This window comes from Exiguobacterium sp. FSL W8-0210, from assembly GCF_038006045.1.
Taxonomy (GTDB): domain Bacteria; phylum Bacillota; class Bacilli; order Exiguobacteriales; family Exiguobacteriaceae; genus Exiguobacterium_A.
Map to the genome: position 1 here is coordinate 1,725,002 of NZ_JBBOUK010000001.1, position 23,951 is coordinate 1,748,952.

The 23,951-nt window shown below is 47.1% G+C and carries 24 protein-coding genes and 1 tRNA gene; 11 read left to right on the plus strand and 14 right to left on the minus strand.

The window, feature by feature from the left end; all coding sequences use genetic code 11:
* The first annotated feature begins 8 nt into the window (after positions 1-8).
* Positions 9-1,211, plus strand: a complete 1,203-nt coding sequence (locus MKY22_RS09195) for a DUF1015 domain-containing protein (RefSeq protein WP_290777179.1) — start codon at positions 9-11, stop codon at positions 1,209-1,211.
* Positions 1,212-1,266: 55 nt separating this feature from the next.
* Here the strand turns inward: MKY22_RS09195 and MKY22_RS09200 are convergent, their stop codons facing one another.
* Positions 1,267-3,039: a glycoside hydrolase family 13 protein gene (locus MKY22_RS09200; RefSeq protein WP_341088467.1), complete on the minus strand. Its 1,773-nt coding sequence runs from the start codon at positions 3,037-3,039 to the stop codon at positions 1,267-1,269.
* A gap of 194 nt (positions 3,040-3,233) precedes the next feature.
* On the opposite strand from MKY22_RS09200, the gene MKY22_RS09205 reads away from it, so the two are divergent.
* Together MKY22_RS09205 and MKY22_RS09210 are read left to right on the plus strand one after the other, a co-directional pair.
* The gene (locus MKY22_RS09205) at positions 3,234-3,947 is read left to right on the plus strand and encodes a YebC/PmpR family DNA-binding transcriptional regulator (RefSeq protein WP_023468535.1); all 714 of its coding nucleotides are present in this window, start codon (positions 3,234-3,236) and stop codon (positions 3,945-3,947) included.
* Positions 3,948-4,193: 246 nt separating this feature from the next.
* Positions 4,194-4,487 (plus strand): hypothetical protein, encoded by a 294-nt coding sequence (locus MKY22_RS09210; protein WP_023468536.1) that lies wholly within the window; start codon positions 4,194-4,196, stop codon positions 4,485-4,487.
* A 40-nt stretch (positions 4,488-4,527) separates the two neighbouring features.
* Here MKY22_RS09210 and MKY22_RS09215 read toward each other — a convergent pair whose 3' ends face one another.
* Positions 4,528-4,779: a hypothetical protein gene (locus tag MKY22_RS09215; protein ID WP_029341919.1), complete on the minus strand. Its 252-nt coding sequence runs from the start codon at positions 4,777-4,779 to the stop codon at positions 4,528-4,530.
* A gap of 357 nt (positions 4,780-5,136) precedes the next feature.
* Between MKY22_RS09215 and MKY22_RS09220 the strand changes: the two genes are divergently transcribed.
* The 8 genes from MKY22_RS09220 to MKY22_RS09255 all read left to right on the plus strand — a co-directional run bounded on the left by MKY22_RS09220 (position 5,137) and on the right by MKY22_RS09255 (position 12,366).
* Positions 5,137-7,542, plus strand: coding sequence for a Na+/H+ antiporter subunit A (locus tag MKY22_RS09220; protein WP_341088473.1), 2,406 nt, complete (start codon positions 5,137-5,139; stop codon positions 7,540-7,542).
* Positions 7,539-7,979, plus strand: coding sequence for a Na(+)/H(+) antiporter subunit B (locus tag MKY22_RS09225; RefSeq protein WP_029341921.1), 441 nt, complete (start codon positions 7,539-7,541; stop codon positions 7,977-7,979). The genes MKY22_RS09220 and MKY22_RS09225 overlap by 4 nt, the downstream gene beginning before the upstream one ends.
* 1 nt (position 7,980) lies before the next feature.
* Positions 7,981-8,322, plus strand: a complete 342-nt coding sequence (locus MKY22_RS09230) for a Na(+)/H(+) antiporter subunit C (RefSeq protein WP_023468540.1) — start codon at positions 7,981-7,983, stop codon at positions 8,320-8,322.
* Entirely contained in the window at positions 8,315-9,802 is a 1,488-nt protein-coding gene (locus tag MKY22_RS09235; RefSeq protein ID WP_341088477.1) for a Na+/H+ antiporter subunit D, read from the plus strand. The genes MKY22_RS09230 and MKY22_RS09235 overlap by 8 nt, the downstream gene beginning before the upstream one ends.
* Before the next feature lie 3 nt (positions 9,803-9,805).
* Positions 9,806-10,282, plus strand: a complete 477-nt coding sequence (locus MKY22_RS09240; protein ID WP_047395595.1) for a Na+/H+ antiporter subunit E — start codon at positions 9,806-9,808, stop codon at positions 10,280-10,282.
* Between the two features lie 47 nt (positions 10,283-10,329).
* Positions 10,330-10,566, plus strand: coding sequence for a Na(+)/H(+) antiporter subunit F1 (locus MKY22_RS09245; RefSeq protein WP_369792030.1), 237 nt, complete (start codon positions 10,330-10,332; stop codon positions 10,564-10,566).
* The gene (gene mnhG, locus MKY22_RS09250; RefSeq protein ID WP_047395592.1) at positions 10,550-10,924 is read left to right on the plus strand and encodes a monovalent cation/H(+) antiporter subunit G; all 375 of its coding nucleotides are present in this window, start codon (positions 10,550-10,552) and stop codon (positions 10,922-10,924) included. The genes MKY22_RS09245 and mnhG overlap by 17 nt, the downstream gene beginning before the upstream one ends.
* Positions 10,925-11,017: 93 nt before the next feature.
* Positions 11,018-12,366, plus strand: a protein-coding gene (locus tag MKY22_RS09255; protein WP_445298366.1) for an IS3 family transposase whose coding sequence is annotated in 2 segments (ribosomal slippage) — positions 11,018-11,477 and positions 11,477-12,366 — 1,350 coding nt in all. Because the reading frame shifts where the segments join, the coding sequence is not laid out codon by codon here.
* Between the two features lie 55 nt (positions 12,367-12,421).
* Here the strand turns inward: MKY22_RS09255 and MKY22_RS09260 are convergent.
* The 12 genes from MKY22_RS09260 to MKY22_RS09315 all read right to left on the minus strand — a co-directional run bounded on the left by MKY22_RS09260 (position 12,422) and on the right by MKY22_RS09315 (position 23,943).
* A complete protein-coding gene (locus MKY22_RS09260) occupies positions 12,422-12,865 on the minus strand; it encodes an Rrf2 family transcriptional regulator (RefSeq protein ID WP_341088479.1) in 444 nt (147 codons plus the stop codon).
* A gap of 217 nt (positions 12,866-13,082) precedes the next feature.
* Positions 13,083-13,979: a glycerophosphodiester phosphodiesterase gene (locus MKY22_RS09265; protein WP_445298373.1), complete on the minus strand. Its 897-nt coding sequence runs from the start codon at positions 13,977-13,979 to the stop codon at positions 13,083-13,085.
* A gap of 150 nt (positions 13,980-14,129) precedes the next feature.
* A complete protein-coding gene (gene odhB, locus MKY22_RS09270; RefSeq protein WP_341088481.1) occupies positions 14,130-15,386 on the minus strand; it encodes a 2-oxoglutarate dehydrogenase complex dihydrolipoyllysine-residue succinyltransferase in 1,257 nt (418 codons plus the stop codon).
* 35 nt (positions 15,387-15,421) lie between these two features.
* Entirely contained in the window at positions 15,422-18,262 is a 2,841-nt protein-coding gene (locus MKY22_RS09275; protein WP_341088483.1) for a 2-oxoglutarate dehydrogenase E1 component, read from the minus strand.
* 312 nt (positions 18,263-18,574) lie between these two features.
* Positions 18,575-19,303 carry an amino acid ABC transporter ATP-binding protein gene (locus tag MKY22_RS09280; protein ID WP_251133480.1) on the minus strand — a complete coding sequence of 243 codons (729 nt, stop codon included), beginning with the start codon at positions 19,301-19,303 and terminating at the stop codon, positions 18,575-18,577.
* A complete protein-coding gene (locus tag MKY22_RS09285; RefSeq protein WP_023468550.1) occupies positions 19,300-19,944 on the minus strand; it encodes an amino acid ABC transporter permease in 645 nt (214 codons plus the stop codon). Before MKY22_RS09285 ends, MKY22_RS09280 begins: the two co-directional genes overlap by 4 nt.
* Before the next feature lie 31 nt (positions 19,945-19,975).
* Positions 19,976-20,743 (minus strand): transporter substrate-binding domain-containing protein, encoded by a 768-nt coding sequence (locus MKY22_RS09290; RefSeq protein WP_023468551.1) that lies wholly within the window; start codon positions 20,741-20,743, stop codon positions 19,976-19,978.
* 202 nt (positions 20,744-20,945) lie between these two features.
* Positions 20,946-21,029, minus strand: a tRNA-Leu gene (locus tag MKY22_RS09295).
* A gap of 42 nt (positions 21,030-21,071) precedes the next feature.
* The gene (locus MKY22_RS09300) at positions 21,072-22,004 is read right to left on the minus strand and encodes an alpha/beta hydrolase (protein ID WP_341088487.1); all 933 of its coding nucleotides are present in this window, start codon (positions 22,002-22,004) and stop codon (positions 21,072-21,074) included.
* 21 nt (positions 22,005-22,025) lie between these two features.
* Positions 22,026-22,367 (minus strand): hypothetical protein, encoded by a 342-nt coding sequence (locus tag MKY22_RS09305; RefSeq protein ID WP_050678281.1) that lies wholly within the window; start codon positions 22,365-22,367, stop codon positions 22,026-22,028.
* A gap of 15 nt (positions 22,368-22,382) precedes the next feature.
* Positions 22,383-23,393 (minus strand): S66 family peptidase, encoded by a 1,011-nt coding sequence (locus MKY22_RS09310; RefSeq protein WP_341088489.1) that lies wholly within the window; start codon positions 23,391-23,393, stop codon positions 22,383-22,385.
* Between the two features lie 187 nt (positions 23,394-23,580).
* Positions 23,581-23,943 (minus strand): DUF779 domain-containing protein, encoded by a 363-nt coding sequence (locus MKY22_RS09315; protein ID WP_341088492.1) that lies wholly within the window; start codon positions 23,941-23,943, stop codon positions 23,581-23,583.
* Between the last annotated feature and the right edge of the window lie 8 nt (positions 23,944-23,951).

Consider the following 23,951-nt stretch of genomic DNA (forward strand, 5'->3'; position numbering starts at 1 on the left):
TGAACCCCATGCCAACTTTCGAACCTTTTGCGGCGTTACGACCGGACTCAAAATATGCGGCAGAATTTGCCGCCTTACCGTATGATGTTTATTCGCGCGAAGAAGCACGTTCCGAGATCCGACGTCATCCGCTGTCTTTTTTACGGATTGATAAAGCAGAAGCTACTCTTCCGTCATTAATCGCTGAAGATGACCCACGCGTTTATCAGCAAGCAGCGCTTGCCTTCGAAGAGAGTCAAACAAACGGCATCTTACAGCTCGATGCAGACGAGACGTATTACATTTATCAATTGTCAGATGGAACACATACGCAATCCGGTTTCGTCGGATGTGTTGCCGTCAGTGATTATGAGACGAATCAAATTCGTAAACATGAGTTCACACGTCCTGATAAAGAGCGCGACCGTGTCCGACACGTCGAACAGTTACAAGCACATACGGGTCCGATTTTACTTGCGCATCAAACCGATGCACAACTCGAAGCAATCGTCACGACGATTACTGCTGGCGATCCCCTATATGATTTCACCGTCGATGGAGTGACGCATCGAATTTATAAAATCACCGATCGCAATCATCTATTGACGATCGGGAGCCAGTTCGCCCGTCACGATGCTCTCTATATCGCTGATGGTCATCATCGTGCTGCAGCAGCAGCCATCGCTGCCAGTCGGACGGACCAGGAGGAAGCACAACGTTTTCTTGGCGTCTCCTTCCCGCAGGATCAATTACGGATTCTCGGTTACCATCGGGTCGTTGAAGATTTGTACGGTCAATCCGTCGTTGATTTCCTTGAGCGATTAGCCCATCACTTTACGATCACAAAAGGACGTGCCGAACAAACGAAGCCTCACCAAATCGAGATGTATCTCAACCGGCAATGGTATACCCTTTCGTACGATTCTGAACGAACAGGGACGAAAGCGAATCTCGACGTCTCGATTTTACAAGAAGAGTTGTTGACACCGTTACTCGGTATCGAGGATCCACGGACGGACGCACGGATCCAGTTCGTCGGTGGTCATAAGGGGTATGCCGGCCTTGAGCAAATCGTGGACTCTGGACATGCCGCTGTCGCTTTTCACTTGCATCCGACTTCGATCGAAGATTTAATGGCTGTGGCTGATGCGGGAGAAGTGATGCCGCCGAAGTCGACTTGGTTCGAACCGAAGCTTCGGAGCGGTTTACTGATCCATCCGTTTGATTCATAATGCACACGCACTAAAAAAGCAAGTCGCGGATTCGATATCCACGACTTGCTTTTTCTTATACGTGTCGCAAAAGAAGAGCTGACACAGCTTCTACTTGAATAGTTCCCGACAACGTCGTTGTGTCTAAAAGACTTTCATACGTTCCTTCAAGCGAAAGAGATTGTGCCTCTTCACTTACATTGACCACGAGCAAGTAAACCTGTTCGCCCTGACGTCGCTCGACGACAAATGTCTGTTTTGTATCATCAATCCTTTGGAAATGATACGTTCCGGCATTTGCTAAAACCGGATGCTGTTTTCGAAGAGCAACCAACTGTGCAACGTGATCGAACAACTCACGGTTCTGCTTCGTCTCATCCCATTCCATACACGCACGGTTTGCCGGGTCTTGCCCCCCAGTCATTCCAATCTCATCGCCATAATAGATGACGGGTGAACCCGGAAACGTCAACAGTGTAGTGAAGAGTAACTTCATTCGATCGATATTCCCTTTCGCACGCGTTAGAGCACGCGGCGTATCATGCGAGTCAATCAAATTGAACATGACTTCGTTGACATTTTGAGAATGCCAGTTTAAATTCCGGATGACTGCATGTGAGAAATCACGAACGCTCGTCTCGCCCGTCGCAAAACAAGTCAAAAAGCTCTCTGTCAAACCGTAATTCATGACGGCATCAAATTGATCGCCGAGGAGCCATGGTTGCGAATCCGTCCAGCATTCGCCGACGATATAACATGTTCCGTTCGCAGCCCGGACTTCCTTTCTAAACTCACGCCAAAACGCATGATCGACTTCACTAGCGACATCCAGACGCCAGCCGTCAATTCCGAATTCCTCGACCCAGTAACGTCCGACGTGAAGCAAATAGTCTTTGACGTCCGGATGGGCAGTATTCAACTTCGGCATGTTTCGTTCAAATGCAAACACTTCATAGTTTGGAATCGATGGATCGACCGGGAAGGAATCAATCGTAAACCAGTTGGCGTATTTTGAGTCTTGTCCCTTTTCTAAGACATCTTGAAATGCTGGGTGCTCTTCACTAATATGATTAAAGACGGCATCGAGTAATACGCGGATACCGTTCTCATGTAGCACATCGATCATCTTGCGGAACGTTTTCTCGTCACCGAACGCAGGATCAAGCTTCAAGTAATCAAGCGTATCGTATTTATGATTGGATGGTGCCTCAAAGACTGGGCAGAAGTAGACACCCGTGACGCCGAGACGTTGTAAATGATCGACGTGATCAATGACCCCTTGAAAATCTCCACCGAAGAAATTCTGAAAAGCCGGTGCTTCACTTCCCCACTCCTTCGTTCCCGCTGGATCATTCGTCGTGTCGCCATTCGCAAATCGTTCCGGGAAAATTTGATACCAGACCGTATCCTTCACCCAATCCGGTGTATCAAAGACATCCGTCGCATGAACATATGGCACAGAAAAATAATAGCCTGGATGATCGAGTGGTGCTTCGTCATACCAGCCACGCTCGGTTAAAACGGCTATCTTATCGCCATGAACCTCAAACCCATACCGTACCCGCTTCCGTTCTGGACGGATTGCAATGAACCAATAGTCATACGTCGCATCACTTCCATTGTGTTGCATCGGCGTCCGTTTCACTTTCCATGATTTTTCTTTCTCCGGATCAAAATTCCAATCTCGGTCTTCTTCTTTTTCCGCTTCCCATTCATACGGATCACCATATATCAATTCAACTTTTTCAATATCACCTTTAGCCGTCATAAGTCGGACATGGACGGTTTCTTGATCATAGGCATAAACGAACGGTGATAATGCGCGATGAACTACTCCAGCCTGATTCAAATTCTGCCACTCTCCCTTAAATTGATATTTCTCTATCGGTAAAGTTCCTTTCTTCCGCATCGCTTAAACGTATTTAGTAGAAATTCAACTGTTCCACCGACATTTTAGTTCAGTCTGTCAGGTAGTTTAAGGTATACTGATAACGCATAGGAAATCAGGGATTTCTGATATTACGGAAAGAGAGTGGATACGAAATGGGTCGTAAATGGAACAACATCAAGGAAAAAAAAGCATCAAAAGACAAAAATACGAGTCGGATCTACGCAAAGTTCGGTCGTGAGATTTATGTAGCGGCTAAACAAGGCGAACCCGATCCAGAATCAAACCAAGCATTAAAGGTCGTTCTCGAACGAGCGAAAACATACAACGTGCCACGTGCCATCGTCGATCGGGCGATTGAAAAAGCAAAAGGTGGAGCGGAAGAAAACTACGACGTCTTGCGTTATGAAGGATTCGGTCCAAGCGGTTCAATGGTCATCGTCGAAACGTTGACGAACAACGTTAACCGGACGGCTTCTGACGTTCGTGCTGCATTCGGAAAAAATGGTGGAAACATGGGCGTGAGCGGATCCGTCGCTTATATGTTCGATGCGACGGCAATCTTTGCCTTTGAAGGTAAAACTGCAGATGACGTTCTCGAATTGATGATGGAAGCGGATATTGATGTGCGCGATATCCTCGAAGAAGACGAATCTGTCATCATCTACGCTGAGCCGGAACAATTCCATGCTGTACAAGAAGCGTTGAAAGCTGCAGGCATTACTGAGTTCTCACTTGCCGAACTGGTCATGCTCGCCCAAAACGAAGTCGCGTTGTCTGAAGACGACGTCGCACAATTCGAGAAAATGATCGATGCACTGGAAGATCTTGAGGATGTGCAACAGGTCTACCATAACGTAGAGTTATAATCAAAAAGACAAGAGGATGGTCACGACCATCCTCTTGTCTTTTTGATTATACAGTTTCTGTATCGGCTAACGCCCGCAATCGGTTACGCACCGTCTGTCATCATCATAAAGTATGAAACGCGTTTCATAACAAGATTAAAAAAGATTCATTTTTGATGTTTATTTCTTCAATTTAATGGGAAAAGTAATATTCGGAGTTGATTATAACTTATCTTGTTTTGGAAGAAATAAAGGGAGGAACGAACGATGACATATTCTTTGATTGAAACATTCAAACACATCGTAAGCGAGGCAACTAGCTTTAAGCGCGTTGATTTCGGGGGTTACGATATTTATATGCAGACGACAGATGGACGAACGATTACGGCACACATCCGCTATGATGGTGGTGGTACGGACTTCAATGAAGCTTATTTAATGCTTGAATCGAGTACTGGTCAACGTCGCACAGCGACCTTAACGCTTTATCAATTCGAACATCTCTCTTCTTATACTGCACATAGTGAACGGACACGTGCCCTAGTCACAACAAGTGCTTAATGACCATAAAACACGCCTCTCATTCGAGAGACGTGCTTTTTTAATTTTCTTCTCGCTCGAGGCGTTCGAGTTCTGCGTGTGTTTGTGGGAATCCATTCGCTTGCCAATCTGCCCGATGAATGGAATCCAGTTGTGTCAGTCCGACTTCAGCCGGATCGCGTTTCGCGTCGACACTTGGACGATGGTCAATATCATCTGAAGTCGATTTTCGTTGTTGGTATTGTTGATAGGCGATTGTCGCAATCGCTGCTAGACCACCTAAAATAACACCTGTTTTGAATGTTGCTCGCATGAAAGTTCCCCCTCTATGGTCATTAGTTGTGCTCTAGATAAATGTACCCGCGTTCCTTGAGTTTGAATCATTCTTCTCATGGATCCACGTGTTTTTTGAAAAAAATCAAAAAAATTTTCAGCCTATTTCTGCCGTGTTCCTACATATTTAATAATCAAGAGAAAAAATGGCTCTATCCCTTATGCTTCAACGCTTCACGTCATGCAAGAAGGAAAAAAGTGCGCTATACTTGATTCAGAAACATCTTCGACGAACAAAATGAATCGTGTCTTCTACTGGACAGTTCCGAGCTTCAACAGCTTGCGTTCGCGTCCCTTTTTCATTTTTGGTCGTCGATGTCACAAAGGAGGGAATTTCGTGTCCGTGATGCACGGGGCTATTTTACTGCCCATATTGATCAGTCTTTTCATTCCGCTTCTAGCGAAACGCCTTCCGAACATTCATACCGGTTGGTTTGTACTTGTCGTACCTGTACTGCTCGTTTCGTATTTCAGCCGCTTTCTCCCTGGTACGATGTCAGGTGAGACCTTTACGGCACGCATGCCGTGGATACCATCGCTCGGTATCGATTTCGTCACGTATCTTGACGGACTCGGCTTATTGTTCGCACTATTGATCACAGGAATCGGATCACTCGTAGTTCTTTATTCGATTTTTTATCTAGATGCGAAAAAAGAATCACTCGGAACATTTTATGTCTATCTGTTGATGTTCATGACCGCCATGCTTGGGGTCGTACTGTCAGATAACATGATCGTCCTCTATCTGTTCTGGGAATTAACGTCGATTTCGTCGTTCTTATTAATTGCCTACTGGTACGAGCGAGAACGTTCTCGTTATGGCGCTCAAAAATCGATGTTGATCACCGTCTTCGGTGGACTGGCGATGCTTGGAGGAATTGCGATTCTCTCTACACTCAGTGGATCGTTAAGTATTCGTGAGACCTATGCGTCACTTGAATCGATTCAAGGTGAACCTTTCTTTACGGTCGCCCTTGTTTTATTCTTGCTAGCTGCCTTCACGAAATCGGCTCAGTTTCCGTTCCACATCTGGTTACCGGATGCGATGGAAGCACCGACCCCTGTCAGTGCCTACTTGCACTCGGCAACGATGGTCAAGGCAGGGTTGTATCTTGTCGCTCGTTTCAGTCCGATTTTTGCGGATGAGTCGCTTTGGTTCTATCTCGTCTCATCTGTCGGAATATTCACCTTATTCTGGGGTTCACTCAATGCGGTGAAACAACATGATTTGAAAGGAATCCTTGCTTACTCCACGATTTCTCAGCTTGGATTAATCATGTCCTTACTTGGACTCGGAGCAGCCGCCTTGCACGTTGACGCGTTGGATGACGGATTATATACAATCGCGACAGTCGCTGCGATCTTCCACTTGATTAACCACGCGACGTTTAAAGGCAGTCTCTTCATGATGGCGGGAATCGTCGATCACGAAACTGGTACTCGTGATATTCGGAAGCTCGGTGGTCTTGCGCAACTCATGCCGATTTCGATGACGATCGCGATGATCGGAACCCTTTCGATGGCGGGGATTCCACCGTTCAACGGGTTCTTGAGTAAAGAGATGTTCTTGACAGGTGTTCTTCAAGTTTCAGGATCTGACTTGTTCCACTTACCGTCTTACGGTTGGATCATTCCTGTACTCGCCGTCGTCGGAAGTATCTTTACGTTCGTCTACAGTATCTTAATTGTTCGCAGAACGTTCTTCGGTAAGCGTCAAGACGATAAGTTGCCGAAAACACCACACGAGGCACCGATTGGCATGTTGATTCCACCTCTCGTCCTCGTCTCGCTCGTCGTCATCATCGGACTCTTCCCGAATCTATTATCGGATACGTTGATTCGACCGGCAGTCGAAGCGATCTTACCGCAAGTCGTTGATGCGGGTGGGAAGATTGATGTGCATATTTCAATGTGGCACGGATTCAATACTGAATTATTCCTGACACTCTTGATCATCAGTGCTGGCGTCATATTGTATAAAACACTGCCCCGCTGGCAATCACTCTATAACCGGATGCCTCGTGCTGTCTCCTTGAATCATCAATATGACGCTTTGTTACGGCGTGGTGAACAGACCTCGACAAAGATTCACGATACGGTCATGACCGGATACATGCGGTCATATCTCGTCTACATCTTCGGATTCATCGTCATCTTGATCTTGACGGCATTATACGTATTTGATGCCTTCCGCTTCGCGGTTGATCCAATCAGCTCGATTGACGCGTATGAGATCATCCTTGCACTCGTTCTCGTTTCGAGTGCCCTTTCGATCACCTTTGCGCGTTCACGACTGACATCGATCATCTTGCTCGGTGTGACAGGTTATACGGTCGCTCTATTCTTCGTCTTTTTCCGAGCGCCAGATCTCGCCTTGACACAACTCGTCATCGAGACCGTATCGGTCGCTCTATTCCTGCTCGTTTTCTATCGTTTACCGGAAATCAGTCGGAAAGAAGAACGCATTCCGTTCAAGCTCGGCAACGCCTTGATTTCAGCACTCGTCGGATTGACGGTGACACTCGTCGCTCTTGCTTCTCTAAGCCAACGATCGTTTACTTCAATCGCCAAGTATTACATCGATAATGTCGCTGATCTTGCCGCTGGCGGTAATATGGTCAACGTTATTCTCGTCGACTTCCGTGGCTTCGATACGTTGTTTGAGATTGCCGTTCTCGCACTTGCCGGAATCGGTATTTACACGATGATTAAATTTAGACGAACAGGAGGGATCGATAAATGAAAAAGCAGGCGAAAAAGCATACGAATGACGTCATCTTAGAGTCCGCGACTTCCTTTATCACGTTCGTCATCTTCCTGTTTGCTGTCTACTTGTTCTTTGCTGGACACTATACACCGGGTGGCGGTTTCATTGGCGGTCTTGTGACGGCGTCTGCTCTTGTATTGATCTTACTTGCTTATGACATCAAGACGTTACGCCGGATTTTGCCATTCGACTACAAATGGATCACGGCTCTTGGCATGTTGATTGCCGTACTGACGGCTTCAGGAGCGCTTGTCTTTAACGTACCGTTCTTCACACATGCACATGACTATTTCAACCTACCGTTATTCGGTAAGACATCACTTCATACAGCGATGTTGTTTGATCTTGGTGTTTATCTTGTCGTCGTCGGTGTGACGATGACGATTATTCAAACGATTGGGGAGAGTGATTAATATGGAAATCATCATGGCGATCGCCGCAGGCATCCTGACGATGTGTGCCATTTATCTCATTCTTTCGAAAAGTATTCTTCGCATTATCATCGGAACAGGGTTGCTCAGCCACGCTGCCCATCTGCTCGTCATGACGATGGGTGGATTAAAACGAGGCGCGGCTCCGGTCTTAAAGGATGGCGTGACTTCCTATACGGATCCACTACCGCAAGCACTCGTCTTGACCGCCATCGTCATCAGCTTTGGTGTCACTGCCTTTTTCTTGGTACTCGCTTACCGTGCTTATCAAGAACTCGGAACCGATAATATCGAAGAGATGAAAGGAACCGATTCGAATGATTAACTTACCGCTACTACCAATCATCATCCCTTTGTTGACGGGTGTCCTCTTGATGTTTTTCCCGCGACACCTCAAAGGACAACGAATCGTTTCCCTCTTTTCGACGATTTTGACTGTCTGTGCCTCCATCTATCTCGTGCTGACTGTCCGGTCAAACGGCATCTTAACAGTCACACTCGGTAGCTGGCCAGCACCTTTTGGTATCACGCTTGTCTCTGACATGCTATCCGCTTTACTCGTCACGACGACAAGCATTCTTGTTCTTTGTATCATCTGGTATGCCATTGTCTACTTGAGCGTTTCCTATCAACGGTACTACTATTTCATCGCCGTTCAATTCCTGCTCGTTGGTGTCAATGGTGCCTTTACGACAGGTGATATCTTTAACATGTTCGTCTTCTTCGAAGTCTTCCTGATTTCGTCTTATGTTTTAATCGTTCTCGGCGGGAAACCGGCACAATTACGAGAATCGCTGAAGTATCTTTTGATTAATGTCATCTCGTCTGCATTATTCGTCATGACCGTCGCCTTCTTGTACGGAATCATCGGATCACTCAGCATGGCGGATATCAGTCAAAAGATTTCAGAGGTCGGACAGCCAGCAATCCTCAACGTTATCGCCTTGTTATTCCTGATCGTCTTCGGATTAAAAGGTGCGATCTTCCCGCTCTACTTCTGGTTACCTGGTTCTTATCAAGTACCGCCGACGCCTGTTCTTGCTCTGTTCGGTGCCTTGTTGACAAAGGTCGGGGTCTACGGGATTTTACGGACGTATAGTTTGTTCTTCTCAAATGAGATTGGAACGATTCATCAAATCTTGAGTATCCTTGCGCTCAGTACGATCATCATCGGGGTGATTGGTGCGCTTGCGACACGGGATGCGAAGCAAATCATCATCTACAACATCATCGTCGCGGTCGGGGTCATCTTGTACGGGGTTTCCCTCATGACACCGCAAGCGCTAGAAGGTGCGATTTTCTACCTTCTTCATGATATGTTGATTAAAGCCGCTTTATTCCTACTCGTAGGAATCATGGTCGGAATTGCCGGCTCGAGTAAGCTGAAAGACATGGGCGGGATGATCAAAGCCTATCCTGTATTAGGTTGGACGTTCTTCATCGCGGCGTTATCACTTGCCGGGATTCCACCGCTCAGCGGATTCATTGGGAAATTCCTGATCGTTCGTGGTGGTATTGAAGCCGGTGAGTTGATTGGACCAATCATCGTTCTACTATCCAGTCTACTCGTCTTGTATTCGGTCGTTCAATTGTTCATGCGTGCCTTTTGGGGAACACCGAAGACTTACTCTGGTGATAAACAAGCGCTTGTTCCAAAGCTACTAGTTCCTACGATTGCCTTAGTTGCGCTCAGCGTTCTCTATGGAGTAGGTGCTGAGGCGATGCGTCCACTGATTCAACAAGCCGTCGAACCGTTGACGAATCCAACGCTCTATATCGATGCCGTACTAAAAGGAGGTCGTTAATTCATGCCATTTCAAGTCTTGCTCAACTTATTTCTTGCATTCTTGTGGATGTTTCTCTCAAACAATTTCTCGGCCTCCGGTTTCGTCATTGGTTACGCGCTAGGGCTGATTGCGATGTTCGCTTTCCGTCGCGGCTTCAAAGGTCGTTTTTATCTCGGACCTGTCGTCGCACTCGTCCTATTGTTCTTCCGCTTTCTCTACGAGCTGGTCGTTGCGAACATCGATGTCTTGAAAATTATCTTAAAGCCGAAGTTAGATATTCAGCCTGGTATCTTCGCCTATGAGACCGAACTCGATCAACCGTGGCAGATCACGTTGCTGTCGATGCTGATCACATTGACGCCGGGAACGCTTGTCGTTGATATCTCGGATGATAATAAGACACTCTACATTCATGCACTCCATATGCCAGAGGTCGATGAAGCAGTCGCTTCGATTCGTGATAGTTTTGAGAAAGCCATTCTGGAGGTGAGTCGGTGATGTTCGATATTTTAATCTACATCGCACTCGGGGGTGTCTTTCTCTCGATGCTTGGTCTATTTTACCGGGTCATCAAAGGACCAAGTGTGGCGGATCGTGTCATCGCGCTTGATTCAATTGGTATCAGCTTGATTTCAATCGTTGGTCTTGTCTCGATCATCTTACGGACGAGCGACTATCTCGAAGTCATCCTGTTGATTGGTATACTCGCCTTCATCGGTACGGTTGCCTTTTCAAAATATATCGAGAAAGGAGAGATCATCGAACGTGATCGCAATCAATGAATTGATCGTCGCGGTCTTCGCCTTGCTCGGTATGGGATTTAGTCTCGTCACCGCGCTTGGTCTGATCCGCTTACCGGATGTCTATACGCGTGCTCACGCTGCATCTAAAAGCGCGACATTAGGTGTCATGTCGATTTTAATCGGCGTCATCATCTATTTCGTCACTGAAGATGGATTCTTCTCCTCTCGTGTCGTTCTCGGCATCCTGTTCGTGCTCATCACAGCGCCGATTGGAGGACATCTGATCGCCCGTGCTGCATATTACAGCAATGTGCCGTTATGGAAATCATCTGTTCGTGACGACTTGTCTCAGAACAAAGAACATGTGGAACCAAAGAAACGCCAAGATGATGTATAAGTATCGCTATGACAAAACCCTCGCTTCCATTCACGGAAGTGAACTGCCCCATAAAAGTTGGACATAAAATCCAACTTTTATGGGGTGTTTTTTATGGTCAAATATACAAAGGCGTTTAAAGTCCAAGTCGCTGAGCGTTATCTAACAGGACGAGACGGATACCGAGGTGTGGCGAAAGAATTCGGGATAGCGCATAACCTGGTCCGTGAGTGGTCACGTCTCTATGAGCGTTGGGGGGAAACGATCTTCGATCCTTCCTATACAACACACTCGCTGGCATTTAAACTGGAGGTATTAAACGACATGGCGACCAATAAGCTGTCCAATAGAGAGACGGCCGTAAAATACCGAATTTCCTCCCCGGGGATGATCTCGAGATGGCGATCGACGTATGATCGGGAAGGGACCGCAGGTCTGGTCGCCAGACCGAAAGGACGTGCCCCGATGGCGAGACGCAAGAAGAAGGAATTTGAAGAGATGACAGAAGTCGAGAAGCTCAAAGAGCGGATCGAGTATCTCGAGATGGAGAACGCTGCGTTAAAAAAATTGAAAGCCTTGGTTCAAGAAGAGAATGCGCGACGAACCGGATCAAGGCACAAGTAATCGATGAATTGCGATCAATCTATCCCGTTCCGGGACTCCTCCGCGTGCTCGGTATGGCACGAAGCGTTTATTACTATTGGCGGACGCGCCTGACGGGCGAAGACAAGTATGCGGAAGTGAAGGCGGCCATCCATACCCTCTTCCACGAACACGAAGGACGATGTGGCTATCGTCGCATCCACGCACTTCTCGAACGCCAGGGCTTCCGGCACGATCCGAAGACCGTGCGCCGTCTCATGAACGAACTCGGTCTCAAATGTCTCGTCCGCATGAAGCGATACCGCTCCTATAAAGGACGGGTCGGAAAGGTCGCACCGAATCTTCTTCAACGTGACTTCAAGGCCACCGGTCTGAACCAGAAATGGGTGACTGACGTCACTGAATTTCACCTGTTCGGAGAGAAGCTCTACCTTTCTCCGATGATGGACTTGGGAAACCGTGAGATCATCGCCTATACCCTATCGGACCGTCCTACATATCGATTCGTTGGCGAAATGTTAGATCAGGCAATCGGGAAGCTCGACGGAGAGGCGCGCCCAATCCTTCATTCCGATCAAGGGTGGCATTATCAATACAGAGCGTTCACTGGTACGCTCCACGAGCACGGCATTACGCAAAGCATGTCCCGTAAGGGCAACTGTCTCGACAACGCAGCCATCGAAAGCTTCTTCGCCGTGCTCAAGTCAGAGCTCCTGTATCTCAAGGAGTTCGATGACATGGACCACTTCAAATGTGAGCTCGAGCGTTACATCGAGTACTATAACCATCGTCGTATCAAGAGACGACTAAAAAACCTGAGCCCGGTTGAATACCGGACTCAGGTCCTCAAGGTCGCCTGACAAATTATTTATTGTCTAACTTTTTTGGTTCAGTTCAGAAGCGAGGGTTTTTTGATTAAGAACGCTGTAAAGGTGAGGCAGCAAACAAGAGTGCCAACTCATCACGATTATCCAGCAATTCTTCTAATGTATGCTGTTCCAGTTCCCGGATAAAAGCTCGAAGCGCTCGTCCGAGCACACTTTTTAGACGGCATCCAGGTTCAATGACACAATGGCCGTTGCTTCCAAAACATTCGACGATATCCATCGGTTCCATTTCCCGAACGACTTTCCCGATGTTGATGTCTTTTGGATCACGAATCAAACGGAGTCCGCCTGACCGACCTCTTGTTGATTCGACATAGCCAAGTTTCGCTAATTGTTGTGTCACCTTCATTAAATGGTTGGATGAGATGCCATAATGCTTGGCAATCTGCGGCATTGGTGTGATGACATCCCGGTGCACCCCGAGATACATCAACACACGTAGTCCATAATCCGTATACTGTGTAATTCTCACGACCCTCACTCCATTTCTTCCCAAAACTGCACTGTTATCGTACCATGAAATACGAAACTGACTACATTGTTTTGTCTCACGATTCGAAATTCTGATAAACCTCTATTAGGTTTACGTATGAAATGAAATATTGGATTTAAAATACGAGTTTTAAAAACAAAAAAACTATTCCTCCTTTCCTGTTCGAAAGAAGAAATAGTACTATTTCCTTTTTACTTTATTTTTTGTACAGCCCTTTCACGACATCATTAAAACGGTCAGCATAGTTCGTAAAGACACCTGTGACACCATAATCAAGCATACGTACCATATCCGCTTTTTCATTTACAGTATACGGGTGAAGTAACAAATCATGCGCCCGAATTGCTGCGACGTTCTCACGTGTCAATGCTTTGAAGGAAGGACCGACACCGACCGCATATTGGCGGATTGCTGTTAATCGATCATCCGTCAATGCCTTGACTTCATTTGCTTCCATCAACTGAACCAATGAAACGTTCGGGTCGATGGCTCTGACTTTTTGAAGACTCGCTTCACTAAACGACTGAATCAAGACTTGTCCTGATTTGACCTTGTTACTCGACAATCCGTTCTGCTTTAGTACGTCGAGCAATTTCTGTTCCATTCCCGGGTACACTTCCGGTGATTTCGTCTCGATATAGTAATTCGCATGCTTCCCATACTTACTCAAGACTTCTTGAAGCGTCGGAACTTTCAAACCGACATACGATTTTTTCGCAAGGGTCGGGTTCGCTTCATTGAACCAGCTACCGGCATCAAGTTTCTTGATTTCAGCAAGCGTTTTATCTTTGACGGCACCCGTTCCGTTCGTCGTCCGATCAATCGTTTCATCGTGCATCGCAATCAATTGACCGTCTTTCGTCATCTGTAAATCAATTTCGATGTAATCTGCTTTGAATGTCTTATGTCCCATTTCATAAGCTGGCATCGTATGCTCTGGCGCGTATCCTGAAGCTCCGCGGTGAGCAACATTGATGATGCGATTTGGATCGAGTAACGATTTCCCTTTTGAATGTGCGCTGACATCTTCTGTCGGAAGACCTGTACTTAATACGGCTCCTGCTACCATCGTCAATCCAATTTGTTTCAACATAATCAATTCCCCCTTGAAATATTCTTACAACACTTATCCTAAATCGTATGTATGAAGCTGATATAGAGATGATGTAAATGTCGTTTCGTGTTTTGATGACAAAGTGATATCAACAAAAAAAGACCCGCATCTAAAACGGGTCTTTTATGATTACGCTTCGAAAATCAATGACTCTGGATCTTCGAGGAGATCTTTAATGTGCTTCAAGAACGTAACCGCTTCTTTTCCATCAACGATTCGGTGATCGTAGGAGAGTGCGACGTACATCATCGGACGGTTTTCCATGCGTTCAGCATCGATCGCCACAGGGCGCAAGTTGATTGCGTGCATCCCGAGAATTGCGACTTGTGGACCGTTTAAGATCGGTGTCGACATGAGTGAACCGAATGTACCACCGTTCGTGATCGTGAACGTACCACCCGTCAAGTCAGATAGACCGAGTTTGTTATCGCGCGCCTTGACCGCTAATTGAATGATGTCTTTTTCAATCTCAGCAAAGTTCTTTTTGTCCGCATCACGAACGACTGGAACGACGAGACCGTCTGGTGCTGAAACGGCAATCCCGATATCGTAGAATTTCTTCAGGACGATTTCGTCACCTTGAATCTCAGCATTCAAGTATGGCATCTTTTTAAGTGCTGCGACTGCTGCTTTTGTAAAGAATGACATGAAGCCGAGTTTGACTTCGTTTTCCTTCACGAATTTTTCTTGGCGACGTTTACGCAGTGCCATGACCGCTGACATATCGATCTCATTGAATGTCGTCAACATCGCTGCCGTTTGTTGGACTTCAACGAGTCGGTTCGCAATCGTCTTACGACGGCGTGACATCTTGATTCGCTCTTCCGGTTTCCCAGGAGCGGCTGCAGGTGCTGGTGCCGGTGTAGCGGGTTTCGTAGGAGCCGGTTTTGCTTGCTCACGTGGTGCTACTTCAAACGTCGCGACGTCTTGGACGCGGATGCGACCAAGTGGATCTTGTGTTGCCACTTGTGCTAAATCAATTCCTTTTTCACGAGCCAGTTTACGGGCAGCAGGTGAAGCAATCGGACGATCCGCAACAGATGTACTTTCAGTCGCTGCCACAGCCACTGGTTGTTCCGCTTTTTCTTCTGCTTTTGGTGTCTCTTTTGGAGTTTCTTGTACTGGTTCTGCCGCAGCCGGTTTTGGAGCCTCGCCACCAGCAGAGATGATAGCAATCGTTTCCCCGACGCGAACTGTATCTCCTTCAGCAGCCATCACTTCCGTCAATGTACCTGCTTCTTCTGACGGTACTTCGATGTTGACTTTATCTGTCTCGAGCTCAACGATGGCTTCCCCTTTTTCCACGTGATCACCTGGTTGTTTTAACCAAGACGCCACCGTTCCTTCTGTAATTGATTCGGCAAGTTCTGGTACTTTGATTTCCATCGTATTCTCCCCCTATGACTCGATTCTATCTTAAGTTATGATGTGTGATTCGATACGTGTGATGGTGCTGTTGAAGTAGAAACAGTCGCTGTGAGTGCATCATTGATGATACGTGCCTGCTCTACTTTATGACCTGACGGGTCACCTTCCGCTGTACTCGAACGGCGACGACGCCCGATGTAACGGACGGTTTGGATGCCGTTCGGTGCAACTGTCTCAAGTCGCGGTTCCATGAAGGACCACGCCCCCATGTTTTTCGGTTCTTCTTGCACCCAGACCATCTCTTCGACGGCTTCATAGCGCGCAATGACTTCTTGTAAGGCTTTCGCCGGGAACGGATACAACTCCTCGACCCGGACGATCTGTAGCCAATCGAGATTCTCATCTGATTTCGAAACGGCTTCCGCTAGATCGATTGCCATCTTCCCAGAACAGAACACAAGACGTTTAACACGATCTGGTGCTTCTCCGAGCCCTGATTGTTCGATGACACGTTGGAAACTACCTTCCGTCAACTCAGAAACATCGGATGTCGCAAGCGGATGACGCAAGAGACTCTTCGGTGTCATGACGACGAGCGGTCGGACTTCCTCTTTCCCGAGAATCGCTGCTTGTCGGCGCAACAGGTGGAAATACTGGGCTGCGCTCGATACGTTCGCGACCGTCCAGTTTTTCTCACCCGATAACGTCAAGAAGCGTTCTAAACGACCACTCGAGTGTTCTGGTCCTTGCCCCTCATAACCATGCGGAAGCAACATGACGAGACCTGACGTTTGTCCCCATTTCGCGCGGCTAGCTGAGATGAACTGGTCGAAGATGACTTGACCTGAGTTCGCAAAGTCCCCATATTGCGCTTCCCATAATACAAGTGTTTCCGGAGCGAAGACGTTATAACCGTATTCAAAACCAAGTACACCTGCTTCAGACAACGGACTGTTGTAGACCGAGAATGATGCAGTTGCCGTTGACAAGGCATGGAGTGGCGAGAAGCCTTCTCCTGTTTTCACATCATGAAGATTAATGTTCCGTTGTGCGAACGTTCCCCGTTCAGAATCTTGACCGCTCAAGCGGATGGGTGTTCCATCTGAGAGGATCGAAGCGAACGCCAACGTTTCGGCATGTCCCCAGTCAATTCCGTTCTTCGTCGAGAACGCATCCGTCCGGCGCTTCAGGACCTTCTCAAGTTTATGGAACACTTGGAAGCCATCCGGCCACTGTAATAATTCTTCATTGTACGCCGTCAATGTTTCGATCGAGACCCCTGTCTCGATTGTCGGAACGCCTTTAAAGACGACGTCCGGCATGACCCCACCATACTCTTTCTCGACGTTCGGTACTTTTTCGCGCGCCGCTTTCATTTGGTCATTGATTGATGTTTCAATCGATTGAATTTCGTCAGCTGTCGCATCCCCGCTCGCGACAAGTGTTTTCCCGTACAAGACACGAATTGGATCATGTTTATGAATCAAATCGTATAAGACCGGGTTCGTATTCATCGGTTCATCCATTTCGTTATGACCAAAACGACGATATCCGATTAAATCAATCATGACATCCTTCTTAAACGTTGCCCGGTACTCGCTCGCGAGCAACGCGACTGCGAGACAGCTTTCCGGCTCATCCGCGTTGACGTGGAAGACTGGGATCTCGTAACCCTTAGCCAGATCACTTGAGTAGCGCGTCGAACGGGAGTCCGTCGGCTCCGTCGTGAAGCCGATCGTGTTGTTCGCGATGATATGAATCGTTCCGCCGGTGTTATATCCTTTGAGATTCGCTAAATTCAATGTTTCAGCCACAATTCCTTGACCTGGGAACGCTGCATCACCGTGAATGAGGATCGCAGCAGCTGCTGCTTGCTCTTGGCGTGGTGCTCCTTTTTGTGAGCGATCATCTTGTGCCGCACGTGTGAAGCCTTCGACGACTGGGTCGACGAACTCAAGGTGCGACGGATTGTTCGCAAGCGTCATCCGCACGTTACGTGTCTCTTGCTCGAGTTTTCGATTTAACCCGAGGTGATACTTCACGTCGCCCGTCCAACCGTATGTGATCCCAATCGAACCTTCAGATGGTACGAGGTCGTGGTTCGGTGCATGCTGGAACTCAGCAAAGATCATTTCATATGGCTTCCCGAGTACGTGCGCCAAAACATTCAACCGTCCACGGTGTGCCATTCCGATATTGATCGTCTCCGACCCGTTCGAGATGAGGTGTCCGACGATCGTGTCGAGCAACGGCACCATCGCGTCAAGTCCTTCAATCGAGAAGCGTTTTTGACCGACGTATGTTTTGTGCAAGTATTTTTCGAAGAGATCCGTTTCAGCTAAGCGTTTGAACAACTGTTTCTTTTGTTCAGCGTCTAGCGTCGCTGTCAAAGCACCTTGCTCGATTTTCTGACGAAGCCATTTCTTTTCATCGAGATCGTCGACATGCTGGAACTCAACTGCGGCTGCTCCCGTGTACTGCGCCTTTAAGTGTTCAATGCCTTCAAACGCGTCCTGTACACCAGTTGGTGGTTCAGGACAGACGAGTGAGACTGGCATTTTTCGAAGATCTGCCTCTGTCAATCCGTACTGACTCAATTCGAATAGTCCTGTTTCTCGCGGATGGTCCTTCAGCGGATAGATATCCGCCGCAAGATGTCCTTTTGCACGAATTTGTTCCGCTAAACGATTCGCCGCAAGATATTTTTCGAAATCTCCTGTCTCGACTTGCATCGGTACGACTGGTTCCGTCACAGGTGCACCATGCTCTTCGAAATAAGCACGTGTCTCCTCATCAACGGATGTCTTGTCTTCTAAAAAACGCTCGTACAATTCAATGATGTAGCCAAGGTTTGGTCCATAGAATGCTTGTTGATCTTGCTCGTGGCCTGCCATGTACGGTTCCCCCCGTTTCTATATTTCTCCCCACACATCCAGTGGATACTCGATGTGTTTCCAGCCCTCTACCTGTTAGCGCTTTCAAAAGGAGTTGCATGAATGAAACGCTGAACGTCATGAGAAGGAATGATCGTGTCATTCTTCCATGAAAGTGCCTTCGTTACTATATTACTACTCTTTTCCTGTGTGTGCATTTCGAATTCCCAAATTCTCACGCTTAAATGTATAAGTTTTTCTTATGAGCACTTAGTCAGTTATTTATGATTCGTTAAAAAACCGGCGTATCCGCAGTTAGATACGCCGGTTCCATCATAAGACTTTACTAAGGAACGATTGCGTCCGTTCGTGTTGTGGAGAATCAAACAATGCTTGTGGTACGTTCTCTTCGACGATATAGCCACCATCCATGAATAAGACGCGATCTCCGACCTCACGAGCAAATCCCATCTCATGGGTCACGACGACCATCGTCATGCCTTCAAGGGCAAGTTGTTTCATGACGGCAAGCACGTCACCGACCATTTCCGGGTCGAGCGCTGACGTCGGCTCATCAAATAACATGATTTTCGGGTTCATTGCAAGCGCGCGGGCAATTGCGACCCGCTGTTTTTGCCCCCCAGATAATTCACCTGGATAATTATCGGCTTTTTCCCGTAATCCGACTTTATCGAGGAGTTCAAGCGCCCGCTGTTTCGCCTGTTCTTTATCCGATTTGCGCACTTTGATCGGTGCAAGCGTGACGTTTTCTAGCACGGTCTTATGCGGAAAGAGATTAAAATGTTGAAAGACCATCCCGACTTCTTCCCGGACCTTGTTGATATCGACCTTTGGACTCGTGATGTCGAAATTATCGACGATGACCGTACCACCCGTGATCTCTTCCAATCGATTCAAACAGCGTAAAAACGTACTTTTCCCAGATCCCGACGGACCGATGACACAAACGACTTCTTTTTCGGCTATCGAGACGTTGATGTCTTTTAAGACTTCATTCGAACCGAAGGATTTTTTTAAGTTCTTCACTTCAATGATACTCATCGTAATGTAAACCTCCGTTCCAAGAACTTCGCCACTAAGGACAAAAGATAAATGATGACGAAGTACATCAATCCGACGACGGACCAGACGATGAAAGGCTCAAACGTCGTCGATTGCTGAACTTGACCTTGTTGCGTCAAATCAGCGATGCCGATGATCGACAGCAACGAGGTATCTTTTAAGCTGATGATCGATTGGTTCGTAATCGTTGGTAACATCCGCCGGAATGCTTGCGGTAAGATGATCTGCACCATCGTTTGACGCCCTGTCATCCCGAGTGAACGTGCAGCTTCTGTTTGTCCTTTATCAATCGACTGGATACCAGCTCGAATGATCTCTGCAAAATAAGCACCGGCATTGATTGCGACCGTCAGTATCCCTGCATACATCCGGTCCATCGATAACCATTCGAGCGAGTTAAGTCCAAAATAGATGAAGAATAACTGAACGATGAACGGCGTTCCGCGAATGACATCAATATAGACAATCGCGATCCCGTTTAAGATTTTTGATGGTGATAACCGCATCAATGCGACGACTAAGCCAATCAGAAAGCCGACGATGACCGCGATGATGAAAATATACAATGTGACTTGAAGCCCTTCCAAGAAAAATGGAAATGCGGTTTTGACCACTTCCATTGGCTATCCCACTCCCTTATCGCCTTGCGACTTATTTCAGATACGTGTCAACGATTTTATCGTATTCACCGTTTTCTTTCAGATTCGCAAGCCCTTTGTTGATTTTCTTCATCAGATCCTCGTTCTCACCTTTTAAGACAGCGATCCCGTAGTTGTCCCCGTTGAGACGGTCTCCGACAAGTTTTAATCCAAGGTTTTGTTGTTTGTTTGCATATGAGATGACAGGATAATCTTCAATCAAAGCAGCAGCGTTACCGTTCTTCACTTCTTGGAACATCGCTGGGCTGTCATTGAACTGTGTGACCGTGAAGCCCAGTTTGTCTGCGTTATCCGTTGCATATTTCGCACCCGTCGTTCCCTTTTTGACGGCTACTTTTTTCCCTTTTAAATCGTTGACGGATTTAATACCATTCTCATCTTCTTTGACGACTAGAATAAGACCAGCTTTGAAGTATGGATCCGAGAATGTGACGACTTTCTTCCGTTCTGGCGTAATACTCATACCAGCAATGGCAACGTCCAATTGATTTGCTTGAAGTGCCGGAATAATGCCGCTAAAGTCCATCGCTTCAAATTGAATCTTGAAGTTCTGATCCTTCGCGATTGCTTTCATGAGATCGATGTCGATTCCTTTGTACGTATCCCCGTCTTTATATTCGAATGGTGGATACGTGACGTCAATGCCGACCTTATACGTCTTTCCTTCAGACGACTCTTCTTCTTTCGAACCGATGCTACATGCACCAAGTACGAGAACACAGCTCATCAAGAGCGCTAGCAAGATACTCCCTTTTTTCATGTTTGTTTCCCCTCTCCTATGTGTTAAAGATTGTCTACTTCACTTAGTACTTTCCCTGAAGAGTACCCTCTTTAAAACGTATTTTACCAGAAAAATTCTAAAAAGATAAATATTTCTGAATTTTTATTCGTTGTAATCGTTTTCTATTCAGCAACAAAAAAGAAGGCAACCCCTTGCTGGGATTGCCTCCTTCAATCATTTATGCCGCCGAGAGGACTTGAACCTCCACGGTGTTGCCACCACTAGATTCTGAGTCTAGCGCGTCTACCAGTTCCGCCACGACGACGTTGATTTATGATATTAATATAGCGGGTAACGAACTGAGTTGTCAATCATTTCGCAAGATGTTGCGAACGAACTTCTTGACGACATCATCATACAATGCCGGATCCTCAAAATAGGCCATCGCATGAGCGGCATTTGGAATGACGACGAGCTCTTTTTCCGTTGGACAAGCTTCATACAGCTCATATACCATATCTGTCGGTACAAACGTATCCGCCCCACCATGGATGAACAAAATCGGTACCTGTGCTTTTTTGACTTGTTTCAACGCTGATGCTTCACGGAACGTATAACCTGCCTTTAGCTTCGTCAATACGCTCGTCATGCCTAAGAACGGAAAGTGTGGTAGTCGATACATCCGCTTCATCTGATACGCAAGGACAGCATTGACGGACGTATAGGCACAATCAGAAATGATTCCTTTGATTTGTGGTGGGAGTTGTTCGCCACTCGTCATCAATACGGTCGCCCCTCCCATCGACACCCCATGCAAGAACAGTTTCGCATCCTGTCCGATCCGATCAATCAGATAGTTCGACCAACTGAGACAATCTTCCCGATCATGCCATCCGAATCCGATATAGTGACCGTCACTCATTCCGTGTCCACGATTATCGGGCATCATGACATGGAAACCGGCCTGATGGTACAGATAGGCGAATCCGGCTAAATCCGTTCCGACGCCTCCGTACCCGTGCACGAGAATGACGATCCGATCTGACGGAACAGGTGACGGAAGAAAATGCCCTCGTAACGTCAAACCATCTTTCGCTTCAATCTCGATCCGCTCGAGCGGCTGCTCCTTGATCCAGGTCTGTCCAGGTTGCATCAATCGGACCATCTCATCACTCAAATCCCGATTATTCGATAAGAAAGGCTTCGGATTCGTGGCGATTGCCATCTCATAAAAATAATAACTCGCTGCTACTAATCCGGATCCGATGACTCCGATTCCAATTTTTGTTCTGCGACGCATCTGCCCCACTCCTTCTTTCAGTTATAGCTCGATCTTCAGTTGAGCAGCATGGTCATCCTCTTCATCCTGCAAGACTTGTTGACGTAATCGTTGTTCTTGTTGCTGACGCCGGTAGGCAAATTCCTGGACAAGCTCTGTACCCGTGAATCCATCTTCTACGAGTTCGCTCAATAATTCCGTTTCTGTCTCGACGACCTCCCCCGGACGTCGCATGACGAGAACATCTCCGACTTGTGCAATCAGCAATTCATCTTCTAGACGAAGTGCATCGTAAAATGGTTCCGGTAACGTCATCCGACGTGTCTCCGGGTTGATATGGACGCGTTTATAAACGCCTAATGCTTGAAACTTACGACGTGCCATTGCGTGCTCTCCTTTTTAGTTGAACGTCAGATCGATTCGTGAATCTTTCCCTTGAATACGAATCGTCCCCGTCGCTCCATTGATTAACGTCAACTGTGGCGGTTGATGACCGATGTCAAGATCATATAAAACTGGTAAGCCCGTCTCATCCGCGAGATATTGATATACGTCTAGCCATGTCAGGTCTTCTATAATCCTTGCAGACGTACGGCCAAATAAAAAGCCAGCCGCATGGTCGAACCACCCAGCATACGCCATTTGTCGCAGCGTCCGGTGTACCTCTGCAGAATTCGCTTCAGACACCTCAAAGTACCAGAGTATCGGTTCTCCGTTGATCTCTTCACGCTGGAAACGCTGCACATCTCCATACGGTGTTCCAATCAGATGGCGAATCGTCTCCAGACACCCACCAAGTAACCGTCCGGTCACTTCTGTTCGCTCATCAAGTGCTTTCCATTCCGTCGCTTCCGTTAGCTGAAATAACGAACCTGTTGGACGTTCTTCATCAGTCCACTCGGGTTGATAACGATCGGAAGCCCATTGTGTGACGGTTCCTCCAGTTGGCGTCGCGAGCACCCGTCGCCAGGCACTTGTCGTCTCGTCCCATTCTTCACTCCGAAGCTCAACGAAATTCGGACCATGTGCTGTCGCGATTCCCGTCTGAAGCGTCAGACTGAGCAATAACGTACTGATATCGGAATAGCCAAGCAACCATTTTGTTTGGTAAGTAGCTAGCGTCAACTCGGGTAAAAGATCAATGGCGCGTTCCCCGCCAAATGGCGGGATGACGGCATCAATCGTCTCATCCGTCATCATGTGATTCAATTCTTCGGCGCGTTGTTTGACCGGTGCACTCTCAGCAAGTTGATGCGACCAAATCGTTTCGCCTAAACGGACGTTCATTTGCCGTGCTTGTACCTGTTCAACTGCTTGTTCGACCCATTCCTGTTGCTGTTCACGTAATCCGGAGGAGGGCGCCGTCACTCCGATCGTTTGACCTGTCCAACCTAAAAATGGATATTTCATGGTGACCCCCTATAATGTCATAGTGTGAAACTATCTTCTCGTCAAAATATGAGTTCATTATACCGTTCTTATGCCGCATTACCAACTTTTATCCTGTTAGAACGTCGTGATACGAACAAAAAACACGATTCCGCACAAGCGACCTGAATGAACAAGTCACCTCGACGAAATCGTGTTTGAATCTTTTTTAACTTGATGCTGATAGTTCAGCATATTCCTCTTGCGTGAACGCATGGGAGCGTGTCAAAAAACGTTTCCCTTCGACACCCTCAAGAGAGAACATTCCGCCTCGACCATTCACGACATCAATGATGAGTTGCGTATGTTTCCAGTACTCATATTGATCTTCATGAATATAAAACGGACAACCACCGATCTCTCCTAGTTTTTTATCCTGATCCCCTAGAAATAGATCACCCTGCGCAAAACACATCGGGGAACTGCCATCGCAACAACCACCAGATTGATGAAACATCAACGGACCGTGTTTTTCTCTCAACTGGTCGATTAACTCTAAACAAGTTGCTGTCGCCTGAACACGTTCCACCATTTGCATCC